The 14,453-nt window shown below is 45.4% G+C and carries 14 protein-coding genes; 4 read left to right on the top strand and 10 right to left on the bottom strand.

Annotated features, from left to right (window positions below; all coding sequences use genetic code 11):
- Window positions 1-12: 12 nt before the first annotated feature.
- The 3 genes from AC58QD_RS05365 to AC58QD_RS05355 form a co-directional block, all read right to left on the bottom strand.
- A complete protein-coding gene (locus AC58QD_RS05365) occupies window positions 13-513 on the bottom strand; it encodes a hypothetical protein (RefSeq protein ID WP_497330794.1) in 501 nt (166 codons plus the stop codon).
- Window positions 514-728: 215 nt separating this feature from the next.
- Window positions 729-1,163, bottom strand: a complete 435-nt coding sequence (locus AC58QD_RS05360; protein ID WP_497330792.1) for a DUF402 domain-containing protein — start codon at window positions 1,161-1,163, stop codon at window positions 729-731.
- A 177-nt stretch (window positions 1,164-1,340) separates the two neighbouring features.
- Complete coding sequence (locus AC58QD_RS05355) at window positions 1,341-1,991, bottom strand: P-loop NTPase family protein (RefSeq protein ID WP_497330790.1); 651 nt, start codon at window positions 1,989-1,991, stop codon at window positions 1,341-1,343.
- A gap of 160 nt (window positions 1,992-2,151) precedes the next feature.
- Between AC58QD_RS05355 and AC58QD_RS05350 the strand changes: the two genes are divergently transcribed.
- Window positions 2,152-3,381, top strand: a complete 1,230-nt coding sequence (locus AC58QD_RS05350) for an RNA polymerase sigma factor (protein ID WP_497330788.1) — start codon at window positions 2,152-2,154, stop codon at window positions 3,379-3,381.
- Window positions 3,382-3,458: 77 nt separating this feature from the next.
- On the opposite strand, the gene AC58QD_RS05345 is transcribed toward AC58QD_RS05350, so the two are convergent.
- From AC58QD_RS05345 to AC58QD_RS05315, 7 genes are all read right to left on the bottom strand, one after another.
- Window positions 3,459-4,646: a voltage-gated chloride channel family protein gene (locus AC58QD_RS05345; RefSeq protein WP_497330786.1), complete on the bottom strand. Its 1,188-nt coding sequence runs from the start codon at window positions 4,644-4,646 to the stop codon at window positions 3,459-3,461.
- Window positions 4,643-4,990, bottom strand: coding sequence for a YkgJ family cysteine cluster protein (locus AC58QD_RS05340; protein ID WP_497330784.1), 348 nt, complete (start codon window positions 4,988-4,990; stop codon window positions 4,643-4,645). Before AC58QD_RS05340 ends, AC58QD_RS05345 begins: the two co-directional genes overlap by 4 nt.
- Before the next feature lie 221 nt (window positions 4,991-5,211).
- Entirely contained in the window at window positions 5,212-6,075 is an 864-nt protein-coding gene (locus AC58QD_RS05335; RefSeq protein WP_497330782.1) for a Gfo/Idh/MocA family oxidoreductase, read from the bottom strand.
- Window positions 6,072-7,130 (bottom strand): Gfo/Idh/MocA family protein, encoded by a 1,059-nt coding sequence (locus AC58QD_RS05330; RefSeq protein WP_497330781.1) that lies wholly within the window; start codon window positions 7,128-7,130, stop codon window positions 6,072-6,074. The genes AC58QD_RS05335 and AC58QD_RS05330 overlap by 4 nt, the downstream gene beginning before the upstream one ends.
- Window positions 7,131-7,194: 64 nt before the next feature.
- Complete coding sequence (locus tag AC58QD_RS05325) at window positions 7,195-8,106, bottom strand: AraC family transcriptional regulator (protein WP_497330779.1); 912 nt, start codon at window positions 8,104-8,106, stop codon at window positions 7,195-7,197.
- Between the two features lie 141 nt (window positions 8,107-8,247).
- On the bottom strand, window positions 8,248-10,137 hold the full coding sequence (locus AC58QD_RS05320; protein ID WP_497330777.1) for a right-handed parallel beta-helix repeat-containing protein: 1,890 nt from the start codon (window positions 10,135-10,137) through the stop codon (window positions 8,248-8,250).
- Window positions 10,138-10,166: 29 nt separating this feature from the next.
- The gene (locus AC58QD_RS05315; RefSeq protein WP_497330775.1) at window positions 10,167-11,492 is read right to left on the bottom strand and encodes an ABC transporter substrate-binding protein; all 1,326 of its coding nucleotides are present in this window, start codon (window positions 11,490-11,492) and stop codon (window positions 10,167-10,169) included.
- Window positions 11,493-11,695: 203 nt separating this feature from the next.
- On the opposite strand from AC58QD_RS05315, the gene AC58QD_RS05310 reads away from it, so the two are divergent.
- The 3 genes from AC58QD_RS05310 (at window position 11,696) to AC58QD_RS05300 (ending at window position 14,435) form a co-directional block, all read left to right on the top strand.
- Window positions 11,696-12,562 carry a helix-turn-helix transcriptional regulator gene (locus AC58QD_RS05310; protein ID WP_497330773.1) on the top strand — a complete coding sequence of 289 codons (867 nt, stop codon included), beginning with the start codon at window positions 11,696-11,698 and terminating at the stop codon, window positions 12,560-12,562.
- Between the two features lie 209 nt (window positions 12,563-12,771).
- On the top strand, window positions 12,772-13,692 hold the full coding sequence (locus AC58QD_RS05305) for an ABC transporter ATP-binding protein (protein ID WP_497330771.1): 921 nt from the start codon (window positions 12,772-12,774) through the stop codon (window positions 13,690-13,692).
- Window positions 13,689-14,435: an ABC transporter permease gene (locus tag AC58QD_RS05300; protein WP_497330769.1), complete on the top strand. Its 747-nt coding sequence runs from the start codon at window positions 13,689-13,691 to the stop codon at window positions 14,433-14,435. Before AC58QD_RS05305 ends, AC58QD_RS05300 begins: the two co-directional genes overlap by 4 nt.
- The last annotated feature ends 18 nt before the right edge of the window (window positions 14,436-14,453 follow it).

Here is a 14,453-nt window from a genome sequence, read left to right as displayed (position 1 = left end):
GCTCAATACCATTCATACTCTCCTCTTCGGCCCAAGCAGCATGAATGCCCCTGCCAATAGAATCGCGATTGCAAGAATAGGTTGACCGGTCATCTGGTTAAGCAATGCTCCTGTGGAGAACACCAGGAAGAACAAAATGGAAAGTACGACCAAGATGTTAATCGGGATTAGTAACCATTTGTTGCGACCACCGAACCAATAAAATTCAAACAGTCCGACTGCAACCGCCATAATGAATCCAGGCCACATGTAATTCCAACTTCCGAAGAGCATAGCGATTTGGCATACGACACCAGAGATGAAGAGAATACCTCCAGGAATTAACACCCCAACTCCCTTTCGGCCAAGCATATAAAAGTACAACCAGTGAAAGAACAACCCCATAGGGATGACGAACAAGCTTGGCCAAAAATAAGCGAATATAGAACCCGGTTCAAAAGTATCTCCTTGGTTCAAGAACAGGTAGACCCCAAGAAACATGAGGACTGCTCCAAAAATCATTCTAATCTTCATAACACATCTCCTTTTAATATTTCCTGATTATTACTCTTGGCCTAATAATAACATATGCGCCAAGTTATAGTCCTCCTGCTTCGGGATTATCCATATCCTAGACCTGAGTCCAGTACTTTTTCTTCATCCATTCGTGCGTTCGACAAACAAAAAGACCTCTTTAGAAGGTCTTGTATTAGAATAATATCGGACTTAATGGCGGTTCTGCAATTCACTCACAAATACTCCCTCATCACGGATGGAGGAAAGTCCTTTCCTTTGTGCAAATGGTTATCAAGGAACTTTTGCAGGTTCTTCAACGGTTGTTCGATCTCTGCAGCAGTAACCTCCTGCTTAATCAAAGCCTCTGCAAGATCATCAAAATCGAGTGTTCTATAGGTCGGTCCGTTCCCCTCGATGATCAGATCCAGATATAAATCGGTTAACTTGATCGTGTCTTCATCTACATATTCGATCGCAATCAGATCCGCATACCACTCGTTGACTAGCTTCCCCCATGGTTCGTAAATGAGCTTAATATTGCATTGTAATAGAATGAAATGTCTAACTTCTCTCTCCGCTCCAGGATCGAATAAATCGAAATAGGCGAGCTCTTCGTTTCGGTACCCTTTTGTTTCTCCCAGCCTGGATAGAATCGTGACAGCTCTCATGGAAACACCTCGGTGGAATAAGTTTTTCTTTGTAACCATTATCTACTCTTTATATTTCAACAAATCCCATAATATCCCTTCTTAAGCCACTCATTCCAATTGGATTATTCTATCGCTGCATGATATCCACGACGAAACTCACACTTTCCAATCTTTTACTGTCTTTTGTAATAACGCTCAGCCTTCAATTTGCAAGAAATTCAATATGGTTTGATTATATTCATCCCAGCAATAATCCTTGTTCCTGATGATTAGCTTCCGGATGTCCCAGCTCTGAATCATTCTCATCATAAAGTCTTGATTCGCAGTCCAGTCTTGACCTGCCTTTACAAAATCCTCATCCGTGAACAACCCGCATCGATCATGGGCAAACTTCGGCCCTCGTATCTCACAGATATGTCTCCAATTCTGTTCTACATCAAGCTGATAATAATAAATAAGAACAGGGTTTAATGGATGTAGAATGGTTTGGATCGACTCTGATAATTCCAGGATCCTTTCATGAGGCATACCCAAAAAATAAGCAAATCCCAGTGTATCTTGAAAGACATAGCTTTCCATGATCGTGATTTCCTCTTTCTCCAAGAGGTCTTGCACTAAATTTCCAAACAACATTTTTACCTTCGCTGCGAACCACTCTGCCTCTTCTTCAATAGTAAAAGAAGTAAACTGCTTATCGTAGATCCGTAACGGATGGTTCTCTTCCAGCTCATGGTAGAATCGATTAGGAATACGGAGACTGTCTAACTTATCTGCTAACATCTTACCAGTGGTGGATTTCCCGGAGCCCGGAATCCCATCAATCAGTATCAATTTGGTATGTAACATCTATTTTCCCTCACTTAAAAATGTGGATTTATCCTGGCTAAATATAATTCAACTTTATCCCAAAAAGTAGGTGGAATATTTTTATATCTATTGTTTATTTGTTGTGGCTTTTTACATCGATGCGGTGTCTAATTATTTGTAACAAAAGGAGGTTCTTACCGTGTCACGAGCTCACGACAAAACAATTCCCGTTTATCCGGATAAACGGGATACCCATCAACGTTTTGCAGTTACCTACGATCAATATCGTCCAAGAATCCACAGGTACGTCTCGCTAAAAGGAAATCCTTCGACCGCGGATGATGTAACCCAACAAATTTTTCTAAAAGCGCTAGAAAACCTTCACACATTCAAGGGGCAATCGAGCTTCTTTACTTGGATTTTCCGAATCGCTCAAAATACGGTCAAAAATGAATACCGTAGAATATCTCGCAGCAAAGAAGCTCTATGCGATGTTTCAGAGTTGAAATCGCAGTTTGTTTCTTTGGATTATGCCAATTCCATTGAGATTCGACTTGATATCGGAGAAGCCTTAAAGAAGCTTAGCGAGTTAGATCAGCAAATTATAACCTTACGCTTTTACGCGGATTGTACCTTTCTTGAAGTGTCCAACGTTATCGGCATGCGTGAAAGCACGGTCAAGAACAGATTGTATCGGGCACTAGAAAAACTCAGAAAAGAACTTAAAGAATGGGGTGACATTACTATTATGACAATTTACGACCGATTCTCTCTCGAGAATAAAAGCAGTTCAGATGATCATACAGACGGGATCGATATTGCGTTTAAGGACTTGATCCAAGAACTAGAAAGTAACGTTGAGCGAATAGCCTCCAAGTTAAACCACCATCCAACGCACAAAATAATTATAGAAATATATCCCGATCTTACAACTTTTCATCAAGCCGTAGGAGAGGCGGATGCTCCCGATTGGTTCATGGGTACTTTCGAAGGGAACCGTATTCAGATCGTATCTCCTCTTAATCCTGGACCAGAGCATACGTACCAATCGATTCTCAAATCAACGGTTCATTTGTTCGCCATGTGGTCAGTGCGTGATATGAATCCATTGACTCCGCAATGGTTACAGCAAGGCATTGGAGCGTTCCTATCGAGACAAATGCCAATGGAATACATCAAGAGCATTAGTTGTGATTCCGATGGCCATATCGAAGTGCCTACCTTGAAACAATTAGATAACGATGATTGGGATTATGTATCCCGGCAAGGGTTCCAATTCTCCTACTTATTCGTTGAATTTGTAGTAAATGAATATAGTTGGGATACATTGAATCTATTGGTCAGGAGCCCCTCTGATTATCGCAAATGCTTCAATCGCTCAGAGAAACAATTGTATGACCAGTGGGTTGAGTATCTGAGAAAAGGGTAAGTGATAAAGGCTGCCAGAAGATAATTATCTTTGGCAGCCTTTCGCATGACCTTCACTTCTATGAGCCATATTCACAGTTATTCATTTGCTCGCTCCAATCGTTGTGAAGTATAGATCCCTCTCTGACCGGAAACCAGATAACTAATTACGCAGACCATAAACATATAGATGGCGGCTTCCGAACCGAATAACTCTATACCAAGCAGAAAACAAGCAATAGGGGTTTTGGTCGCCCCGCAGAACACCCCAATTAGACCTAACGCTGCCAGAAAAGCTGCATGGAGATGCAAATAACCAGCTAATGCGCTCCCTAATGCAGCTCCGATTGCAAAAAGCGGAGTTACTTCCCCGCCTTGGAATCCAGCACCTAATGTAAGCGAGGTGAACACTATTTTCCACAAGAATGCGAGTGGTGACATCACTTCGTTAAACGCATCTTGAATCAGATTAATCCCGAGTCCAAGATATTCCCGAGTACCGAGTAAGTAGACTAGACTGATGATGATCACTCCTCCAACGGCACTTCTTACCATGGGATTACCAAACAGTCGGTTATATACCTCTTTGAGTTGGTGAGTGAATAAACTAAAGAGAACACTTGTCCAACCAAATAGGATAGCAGCCAATACCACTTTCAATACAACCAGCCAAGTGATTGCAGGAACCAACCCGATCTGATACTGCAAATGAGAAACGCCCCAGAATGAAGTAACTATGAGATGACCTGTTAGGCTGGATACAAAGGCAGGTAACAACGCTTCATGACGAATTCGCCCACGGGATAACACCTCAAGACCGAACACAGCACCTGCAAGCGGTGTCCCGAACACCGAACCGAAACCACCGCTTATACCGCATATAAGTAAAATCCGTCGATCCAGCGTATGCAAACGAACCAATCTGCCTAGCCATTCAGATAAGCTGCCTCCCATTTGGACGGCTGTTCCTTCTCTGCCAGCAGACCCTCCGAATAAGTGAGTTACCAAGGTTCCTAGCAACACAAGCGGTGCCATTCGAAGCGGGATTCTCTCTTGACCTCCATTGATTTGCTCGAGGATTAGATTATTCCCTTTGGAGCTGTTCAGACCGAACTTCCAGTAAAGATAGCTAACGACCGATCCTCCTACTGGCAACAAAAACAACAACCAAGGGTTTTCTAATCTCATGTGGGTCACATAGTCTAGGCTAACCAGGAAAAATGCAGATGCGGAACCGGATACAATACCTACAACACTTCCAAGTAAAATCCATTTCACGAAGCTCATCGGAAGTCTCTCCACGTATAGTTCACAGACAAGATTCCCACGGGTTTCTCCTTAGTTTGCCATTCGCCCGATACTGCTGCCTCTGGTTGGCGGAAGCAGACTAGATTGCTGAAATGTCCGAATGCCCGACAGACTGCCGGCCTAGCGTTATGTATCCCGCACTTGTCATTATCTTGATCAAAGAAAATGCAGGTTCCTGCAAATCTCGGTTGGCTTTCCAACGTCATGCGATATTTTTGCGGCATCGATTTTACTTTCTTTTTGATGTCTTTCAGTTCTTTCTCCGTAACTGGGACAGGACCACAGCATAATCCTCTGCACCCCTTGCATGGCAGGCTCTCCATATTGTTTCGCTCCAATAGTTATATTGACTAGTCAGTAAGTATATGGTATGATATCATGCTTATAATTCAACATATTCTATCACGTTGATTTCCTTATTACAATACAAAAGATACCTTAATTCACCTTAGGGGTAGGTTAGACACCAAAAACCATTGTAGATCAAAAGAAAATACGCAGAAAACTAAAGTGAGGCTAGGGGAAATGATCCCCTAGCCTCACTTCAGTCTCGATCCACCTTTATCCATGTGTCACGCTGACTTATGGCTTGGCGGCCTGCTTCAATGATTGCCAAGATCCCCAATGTTTCTTCTTGGGGGACCATCGGCCGACCGCTTTCAAAAAAATCCAAAATATTTTCTATTAGGCGCGGGAAAATATCGGTGCATGTAGGGATAAACACATTTTGTCCGTCTATATGCTGCAAAGAGACTTGAAAGGGCAACTTTTGCAGCTGCAGCATCGAGGCTTGCCTGCCATCTGCATATTCCAGTACAAGCAGCCGGCCGTGAGTAGAGGACAAACTCTTAACTTTCTGCACTCTTGGACCCATGATGGATACGATCATTTCAAATTGATGTACCGAATAATGATCGAAAGATCCTGAACCGGTTGTGGCAACGAACTCGATTTCGTCTTTTTTCTCTGGATTATCCAGAAAACCTGCCAGTTCTTGGGCGAACCTCAGAGCTGAGCTGGAAAACATGGGAGTGTTATGCCTCTTGGCTAACTCAAACATTCGAATCCCCGAAGAAAGGTCCGACGAAAATGTTTTGTCCACATAAACCGGCTTTCCTGACATAAGCGGAATGCGCGCCAACCGTTCATGATGCTCCGGGTGATCCGGAGCCAGTATTACAAGATAGTCGGATTTCTCGACAAGCTCCTCAATGGAAGCCAACTTCTGGACCTGATACCGATCGCACCAGGCAGACGTATCCATCCCTCCATCGCGATTTGTCTCAGCCCATGCATAGGCCAATTCGCAGTCACGACCATGCTTCATCGCATTGCTTCTGATCCAGTCCGGGTAATTGTTGGCGTGCCACTCATCCAGGTATAGATCAATGAACCCGATTTTTTTCATAGCACTACCTCGACCCCCGATTCGGCAGACTTATAGATCGCGTCTAATAGCAAGGACGTATTCAGCACCTGGTCAATATTGCTTCTATTATGGACGTGATGCACGGCAGATTGGAGAAAAGCATCCACTTCGCTGCTAAACATATCTTCTTTTGAAAAGGAAGGTTGGGTTTCAAATAATGTCCCGTTTTGAGCAGAATAAATTTTAAATTCTCCGCCATATTGCAGCTTAACTCCAGCCTTGTCCCCGAGAAATTCTATATACATGGCAGACTCTCCGATATTTTGCGCCCATGCCCCATTAAAGCTGATTGTCGGGCCTGATGTGCGTATCAACCCCGTCACGAAATCTTCCACATCATATATTCCCTCATAAACAGGCGGACCTGCCCACATATTTATGTAAGCGTACTCCTTCATTTCTTTGGCCATCTCGCCATGTGTAGCGCCAGACACGGTAAGTATCTTGGGATCCCCTAAGCAATACAGGATGAGATCGAGTAAGTGCACCCCCCAATCGATTAAAACACCGCCCCCCGATTTCGATTTAGTTGTAAACGGTCCGCCCAATCCGGGGATCGAACGGTGGGATCGAAAAGAGCAATAAATATGATACAATCTGCCAAGCTCACCATGATCGATCATTTCCTTGATTTTGTTGACTGCCGTATTGTAGCGATTCACGACCCCTATATTCAGTATTTTTCCATTGCGGTCTGCTGCCTCCTTCATCTGTATAGCCTCATCCATATTTAGTGCTGCCGGCTTTTCGCATAGAACATGTTTGCCCGCGTTCAAACAAGCTATAGAAATCGGTGCATGTGTGTGATTTGGCGTGCAAATCGATACGGCTTCCACTTCCTCGTCTTCAAGTATGTTTCTGAAATCCGTTTCCGTATGCGCCACTCCATATCGGTCGGCTAATTCGTCTGCGCGTTCTTTTCGGATATCTACCAGATATTTGATTTCTGCCCATGGATGGGCCACGTAAGCCTTAATATGCTGCGAACTGGCTATTTGCCCACATCCGATTACTGCAACCTTAATTTTTCTCAATGAATCTCAACCTCCCGAAGTCCTATTTCGAGATCTAGCATACCAGTGCTTCGGGTCTGGAGATTTAACCATTTTTGTTATCTGCTTGTGCATTTTTTGCGATCATTGTGATCTGCTGATACTCGGTAGGCGACAAACCGAATCTTTTACGGAAGGCTCTGCTGAATGTATGAATCGACTGATATTTGAGCTCTTCCGCTATCTGCGTTACAGTAACCTTACCTTGCTTTAGCATGTCAATTGCGTGTTCAAATCGTTTGTTGTTGTAGTACTCCTTAATCGTAATCCCCATTGCCTTCGAGAACACATGAGACAAGTAGGAATAGCTGTAATGAAATTGATCGGCTATGCAGGTAAGCTCATTAATTTGAGAAAGATTGGTATCCATATAGTTAATCATCTCATATACGAGTTGCTTGGTGGCATCGATCCCTGCAGATGGAGCGTAGCTGTCCTCCCAACTCTCGTAATAATTGCGATAAGCAAGAACAAGAAGTTGGCGAAGATAAGTTTCAATCATAAAAGTAGAAAAGTCATTCAAATGGATAATTTCACTAAAGATTCGAATAAAAGGAGTTTCGATTCCAACCTTATCCGGCAGAACCGGTTTAAGGGAATGATTGAACAGATTGCGGATTATGGTGAGCGGGCTCTCCTCCAAGCCGTGATCTACCAAGTCAAACCCCACATAAAAATAACGGAATGGATGGATCTCATCCGCAACGCATGCATGTAACTCGCCGGGGGCATTGAGGATGATGTCCCCTTCTTGTACATTGTAGCTCTCCCGATTGATAATATAGCGACCTTTACCGGAGACGATATAGCTGATCTCATAGCAACACTGCTGATGCTCTCTTACCATGTGTCCGGGTCTGCAGCTCAAATCGCCAATTTGGTAGAGCATGATGGAATCAAATATACGTGGATGCGGCATGTAAAGATGATCAAAATGAAAATAAGTTTGGTTGCCCATGCGACCCCCTTTCCTGAAATCCACATTAACACACACCATCATAGATATTGCACATCCCGGCACGCCCATACAAACAAAAACCCCAACCGCTTGGAGGGTTGGGGCAGCGTCGCCGGGATTCTCCCCGTACAACCTACAAATCTATTTCCCGACCCAACCGGTCGAACCCGTACCACTCTCCTTGACGAAGAATGCGGAGGCTCCGCTGCCGTCAGTTCGAAGGTAAATCGACCCTGGGGGCGCGTTTTGGACCGATTCGGGCGAGCCCGTACCCGTAATCATCCGGGTGCCGCCGAGATGCCAGTGGATCGGGCCGGATATGCCGGTATTCGCAACCCATGCACCGCCATACCCGCCTAATGTGTCGATACCGTTCGAGAATGTATTTCCGACCAGGTTGATCTTGGATGCCGTGCCGGTGATTTTGATCCCGACCGAGTTTTCATTCATCGCCTTGGCTGTCATGTTCATCGACACGATCAGCATGTCGTCCGGGTTTGTGGAGAAGTAGAGCGAATAGGATCCGGCGCCAATGACGGTGTTGCCGACAACGTTCAACCGAGGCACTTTGAATGTATGGATGGCAGTCGTTATGATTGAGCCATCTGCGGTAATGACGTTGCCTGTTACGGACAAGCTGCCGAAGCCTCCTGCTGGCGAGGCGCCGAACGGCTCGGCGACGATCCTGCAGTTGCGCAAGCTATTTCCCGAGATTACGATTCCAGTTGTGATCTTGTCCGGCTCATCGGCGTAACCTTGATTAGTAACGCGAATCCCTTTGACATTGCCCGTGCCGACCACGATGTTGCCGGAAATCGTGACATCGACGGAATCGTCCACCCATATGCCGTTACTGTTGTTTGTGCACGTGTTGCCTGCAATTGCAATCGATCTGGCACCGTTTTCCAGTTGTATGCCCGCAGCGTTCGGACCCGAGCCGGTGGACAGGCAGCCTGTTACGGTTGCCTCGTGTACACCGTAAAGTCCGATGCCCGCCGAAGTTATCGGATTGTGGATCTGACAGGCATCGATTGTCACCCTGGTTATACGACCGTTGGGGGTGGAGCGAAAGTTGATGCCGCCGCTGCTCTTGGAAATCGGATCGTGATACGAACGGATTCCCCGAACCAGAATATTGCGCGCGGTTGCTCCGGTCGCGTCAGTGAAATGGAATTTCACCGGATGCCAGGAGCGATGGACGGTAATATCCTCGATTAATACATCTTCGATTGGTTCCGACAGAGCAGCGTCGAATCCGTCTCCCGCACCGAATTCAATGCTGGACAGATTCCCCCCTGGAGCAATTGCGTAGGTGTTCTCGATCGTCAGATTACGGATGGTGATATTGGAACCCGCGATGTAAAACAACACCCGGCGGTTGTCATATGTGATGGCCTGGGTGAGCAGGGTACCGGTTGTTCCGGTGATCGTCACATTGCCGGGAACCCGCAGTGCATAGCCGAAGGTCATGCTCCCGGGAGCAGCGAACGTGTTCCGGGTGTTCATGTTGTATGTACCCGCAGGTATAAACACCGCGCCTCGCATGACAGCTGCAGCGTCGATAGCTGCTTGTAACGCTGCCGTGTCGTCACTTACCCCGTCGCCTTTTGCTCCGAACCATGCTGGATTCACAGCCCCTTCGAACGCACGCTTGAATCTGGAACCGGAGGCGGTAACAAGGATCGTTCCCGTATTATCCAATGATCCGGTATCGGTCGGATCGAAGCAGAACAGTCCCTCCTGCCCTGGATCGATGATTACATATGCTGAGGCGTGCGTCGAACCAGTCACGATCCTCAATTCCGCAATCGAGATGGATTGAACGGCACTTTCCGACATAGCATCCACCTGATGGCGGATGCCCTTCCCTTGATTATCGTTATTGTCAGATAGCCCATACACGCTCTTCGCAACCGTGGTCGTCGGCCCAAATCCCAAAAGTCCGGTCGAGGCTGCCGCAGCCCCGGTAACCCCTAGTGCAACCAGCATCTGTCTTCTCGAAAGCAAACCATCCTTATGTTCCGATTCCATCTTTGTCCCTCCTGCATGTGGATTCGTTTTTACTTCCCTTGCCTGGCCGCAATCGCTTTGTCGGTACGATCGGCAGCTTCGCGTAAAATCGTATTCATATCCTGACCGGTGCTATAAGCTCCGATGGCGACTGTTAGTTCCTGATCTGCTATTGCTTGATATAACGTCTTCATCGTCGGGTCAGCGAATTTCGCAGGAAGCATCGACTTGATATTTTTCCCTTTATACAATGGCTCTTCGCTCCCGAAACTGGAACTGATCTTGCTTTGATCCTTTAATATTGACGGGGTTCCTGTTTTTCCTTGCCATTCCTGAAATTCATCGGATGTCATATAGGTTAGTACCTGGAACGCCGCATCCCGATGCTTGCTTGTGTTCGTAATGTAGAAGTAGTTGGGATAAGATTGCGGGCCGCTATCTGGTTTGTCCTTGAAGTGTGGAAATTGGACCATATCCCAGTTCATATCCCCGAAGTTTGCGCCCACAGCGCTTAAGGAAAGCAGCATCGCCACATTCTTTTCCTTGTAGAACGGATCTTGCTGAGTAGCCAAGAGAAATTTATTTCCAGGCAGCCCGTTCCCGGGGATACGATAAAACCGAGCCATGTTTTCGAATGCTGTAACAAAGTTGTTTTCCAGGAACATCGCCTTATTTGTTTTCGGATCAAGATGGGGCGCCGATAGTTGGTTTAGGAACATCAAGTGTTGGAATGCCATCGTTAAGCCCCGATAGGACTGACCGCTGTCGGTGCGTGTCATTTTTTTCGCCAAATCGTATAGTTCGTCCCAAGTCAGACCTTCCTTCGGATAAGCGACCCCGAAGCGATCGAACAGATCCTTGTTGTAGAATAAAGCTGCAGACGTGGTATAGACCGGAAGTCCGTAAATACCGCCATTCGCCAACTGCTTTTGAATCTCGATTGTAGAAGGCTCAAGGCGGGATAGGTTGTAATTGTATTTTTTAATTAAATCGCTTATGTCGCTTTGCATGTTGTAGGTGAGTATGGAAGCAGGGGTCAATCCGACCGAACTGATAAAAATATCGTAGGACTGGCCCGACTCGATGTATGACTTGAAGGATCCTGGCTCGTAGGTTATTGTGTAATTCGGAAACTTTTCGTTGATTTTGTTACCGAAGCTCTTCATAAATTGCTCAATCGTAGCCCCACTGGTTGAACCAATCACAAGATTGACCTTTTCCTCGGCCGCTTGTTTAGCCAGATCAACCGGACTGCTTTTCACTTCCCCATTGCCTGTTCCTTCATTATTTACAACTTCTCCTCCCCCACCTCCGCAACCTGAAAACGTTAACATAATAGCAATGACTAAAGCTCCAATCCACCCTTTACTGTTCAAGATGTTCCCCTCCTATTTAAATATCAACATCGATTAAATTATAGCACTGGCTCTTTGCGGGAGCATGACTCTTGGTGGGGCTTTATGCAATTGAAATGACTGTGAGTGTTTTGCGAACGGAAGTAACCCGCTCTTGTGTAAAAATTCTATTGTATAATAAGAGAAGTGCTTTCCAAAACGTTCAGGCAGGGTGGGATCGAAGCATGAAATCGCATTCAAATCGATTGTTCGACCATTTTTACTACAAATGGGACAAATTGCTTGCAGGCAATGTTCTCGTTCATTCCCATTCACAGTATGAAATCTATTATTTTAATAGCGGGCATTGCGATTATATGCTTGGGGATCGAACGATTCCTTTGCAACCGGGGGATTTGATTATTATGAACGGCTTGACCCCGCATTGTCCGAAGGTAGACCGATCATCGAGGTATGTGCGAACGATGTTTTCGTTTGACCCTTACTTGGTACAAGTGTTCGGACACAACCTCCTGGCCTGCAACCCTCTGAAGCCGTTCGAAACGTTGCGAAACCATCACATTCGATTGGATCAGGCGACAAAGGCGGAGTGCGAATGTATCTTAGAGCGGATCAACCGGTACTACTATTCCGATGATCCTTTACATCACTACCGACTGCTTTCGGCATTTTACGATTTGTTGCTGCTTATTTCTGAACAGTGCCGCGGGGCAATGGCATCGACTCACAATTCCTTGTTCGGTTGGGAACAGTATGTTCAGGGGGTCATTGATTATATCGAAGAAAAGTATATGGAGGACCTAGGATTGGATCAGATGGCTTCGGATCTGCACATGAGTCGATTTCATTTAATGAAAGTTTTTCGGGAAGTAACGGGACTGACCCTATTCGAATACTTGTACAAAAGACGGGTCGATCAAGCCAAAATGATGTTTTATCGCGGTAACCGGAACTCCGTAACCGATGTATGCTATCAAGTTGGGTTTAAGCATCCTTCGCATTTTAGCCGCGTATTCAAGAAACAAGTCGGCACGACGCCAGAACAATTCCGGAAGCTCGTACACGAATTCCCCAATCAGACATATAACTGATCCACCTAAAAAAATGGTTCAGCAGGCATAGCACGCTGCTCAACCATTTTTTTATTCTGAAGTCTTTGAAAGGCGGGGAATGATTTGTCTGCCGGGATCTACACTAACATTTTCCATAAAATATCTTGACTTATTCTCTATTGCAGATTACTCTGTAAAACAGAGTGAGTAAAATGAACTCCTCTCTTATCTTGGAGGTTGATAAAGAAATGACTGCTATTCAGCTTGATAAAGTCCGCAAACTTTACGGTCCCCTATTGGCGCTTGACGACATTTCCTTGCAGGTGAAAAAAGGGGAAATATTCGGAATCGTTGGACCTAATGGAGCAGGTAAAACTACATTAATTGAGATTATCGAAGGCTTGAGAACTGCAGACAGCGGAGAAGCATTGCTGCTAGGTATGGACATCCGCAAGCACAAGGAAGCAATCAAACAACGTATCGGTGTTCTGCTTCAATCGACTTCCATCCCGGGAAAAGCCAAAGTAAAAGAAATATTAGACTTATTTGCATCCTTTTATGACCGCACCATTGATATGAACCTTACATCCCGACTGCTAGGGCTAGATGACAAGTTAAATGTAACCTTCAAATCGTTGTCAGGCGGTTGGAAGCAGCGGGTCTCTCTGGCACTTGCCTTAATCAACGATCCTGATATCCTTTTTCTAGATGAACCAAGTATGGGCCTTGACCCTAATGCGCGCAAAGAAATGTGGGAACTGATTCTCAAGTTAAGGAATGAAGGGCGAACGATCATCGTAACGACCCACTATATGGAGGAAGCTGAGACGTTGTGCGATCGAGTAGCTATTATCGACAAAGGACGACTCGTTGCCCTTGATACACCTCGCAAGCTTATATCTCAATTAGGCAGCAAGAAACGCATCTGGTTCAAGACAAATGTGCAGGCAACCAAAGAAGCTTTAGCTAATCTATCTCATATGGAGGATATTGAGATGGATGGTGATTGGACCAAGCTATATTCCTCTAATACGGATCTGACTCTCCGAGATTTATTCCAGCTTGCTGCCAAGGACGATTGGATCGTAAGCGAGCTTAGGTTGGAAGATGCATCTATGACGGATGTATTCAACCAGCTGACTATGCAAGGGAGGTTGCCTCAATCATGAAAGCTTTTCTGAAGTTAATGGTTTTTGATTTGCGCTTGTATTTGCGTGATTGGCTGACCTTGTTCTGGGTTCTTATTTATCCACTCCTGATGCTGCTCATATTCGGTTCTATGTTCGGTAATCAACCTGGCGTGATTGAAGGAACTCGATATATTGAATCTTATGTGCCTGCTCTTTGTGTTCTTAACGTCATATCTGTATCTGTATTTACATTGAATATCAATATGCTCACATTGAGAGAGAATGGGATATTGCGAAGATTCCGAGTCACCCCGCTTCGCGCATCCGCCGTGCTTGCTTCACATTCCGTGCAAGGAGTCGTGTTAGTTCTCATGGGAGCGCTCGAAATCATTGTATTAGCCAAAATAGTATGGGATATTTCGATCTCTGCCATCTCCCTGCTTACTTTGCTTGGATGTATATTGTTCGGTTGTCTCGTGTTCTTTGGTCTCGGCTTTGCCTTATCCGGTCTGACCAAAACAGCAGGTGCCGCTTCCGGATTGGCTATGGTCGTGTTCTTTCCAACGATATTTCTTTCTGGTATTGCCATGCCTCTTGAGATCATGCCAAGGTTCATGCAGGTTATTAGCGACTGGTTGCCGATGACCCATTTTGTCCATATTGCTCAGAGTGTGTGGCAAGGGGTACCGCTTTCTGAATTAGGCTTTGAATTCGCGTTCTTGGCTGGTTGCGCCCTTATTTTCAACATATTGGCTATTCGATTCTTCCGCTGGGAGCACTAATTCAATTATAGGAGTGGA

It is taken from the genome of Paenibacillus sp. J2R1T-4 (assembly GCF_059692235.1).
Note: the sequence above shows the minus strand (reverse complement) of the source record. Positions and strands in the feature narration are given on the sequence as shown.

What these genes read in the sequence shown, in the direction of transcription:
- AC58QD_RS05365 (WP_497330794.1), bottom strand. Translation starts at nt 513, where the DNA reads ATGAAGATTAGAATGATTTTTGGAGCAGTCCTCATGTTTCTTGGGGTC.
- AC58QD_RS05360 (WP_497330792.1), bottom strand. Translation starts at nt 1,163, where the DNA reads ATGAGAGCTGTCACGATTCTATCCAGGCTGGGAGAAACAAAAGGGTAC.
- AC58QD_RS05355 (WP_497330790.1), bottom strand. Translation starts at nt 1,991, where the DNA reads ATGTTACATACCAAATTGATACTGATTGATGGGATTCCGGGCTCCGGG.
- AC58QD_RS05345 (WP_497330786.1), bottom strand. Translation starts at nt 4,646, where the DNA reads ATGAGCTTCGTGAAATGGATTTTACTTGGAAGTGTTGTAGGTATTGTA.
- AC58QD_RS05340 (WP_497330784.1), bottom strand. Translation starts at nt 4,990, where the DNA reads ATGGAGAGCCTGCCATGCAAGGGGTGCAGAGGATTATGCTGTGGTCCT.
- AC58QD_RS05335 (WP_497330782.1), bottom strand. Translation starts at nt 6,075, where the DNA reads ATGAAAAAAATCGGGTTCATTGATCTATACCTGGATGAGTGGCACGCC.
- AC58QD_RS05325 (WP_497330779.1), bottom strand. Translation starts at nt 8,106, where the DNA reads ATGGGCAACCAAACTTATTTTCATTTTGATCATCTTTACATGCCGCAT.
- AC58QD_RS05320 (WP_497330777.1), bottom strand. Translation starts at nt 10,137, where the DNA reads ATGGAATCGGAACATAAGGATGGTTTGCTTTCGAGAAGACAGATGCTG.
- AC58QD_RS05310 (WP_497330773.1), top strand. Translation starts at nt 11,696, where the DNA reads ATGAAATCGCATTCAAATCGATTGTTCGACCATTTTTACTACAAATGG.
- AC58QD_RS05305 (WP_497330771.1), top strand. Translation starts at nt 12,772, where the DNA reads ATGACTGCTATTCAGCTTGATAAAGTCCGCAAACTTTACGGTCCCCTA.
- AC58QD_RS05300 (WP_497330769.1), top strand. Translation starts at nt 13,689, where the DNA reads ATGAAAGCTTTTCTGAAGTTAATGGTTTTTGATTTGCGCTTGTATTTG.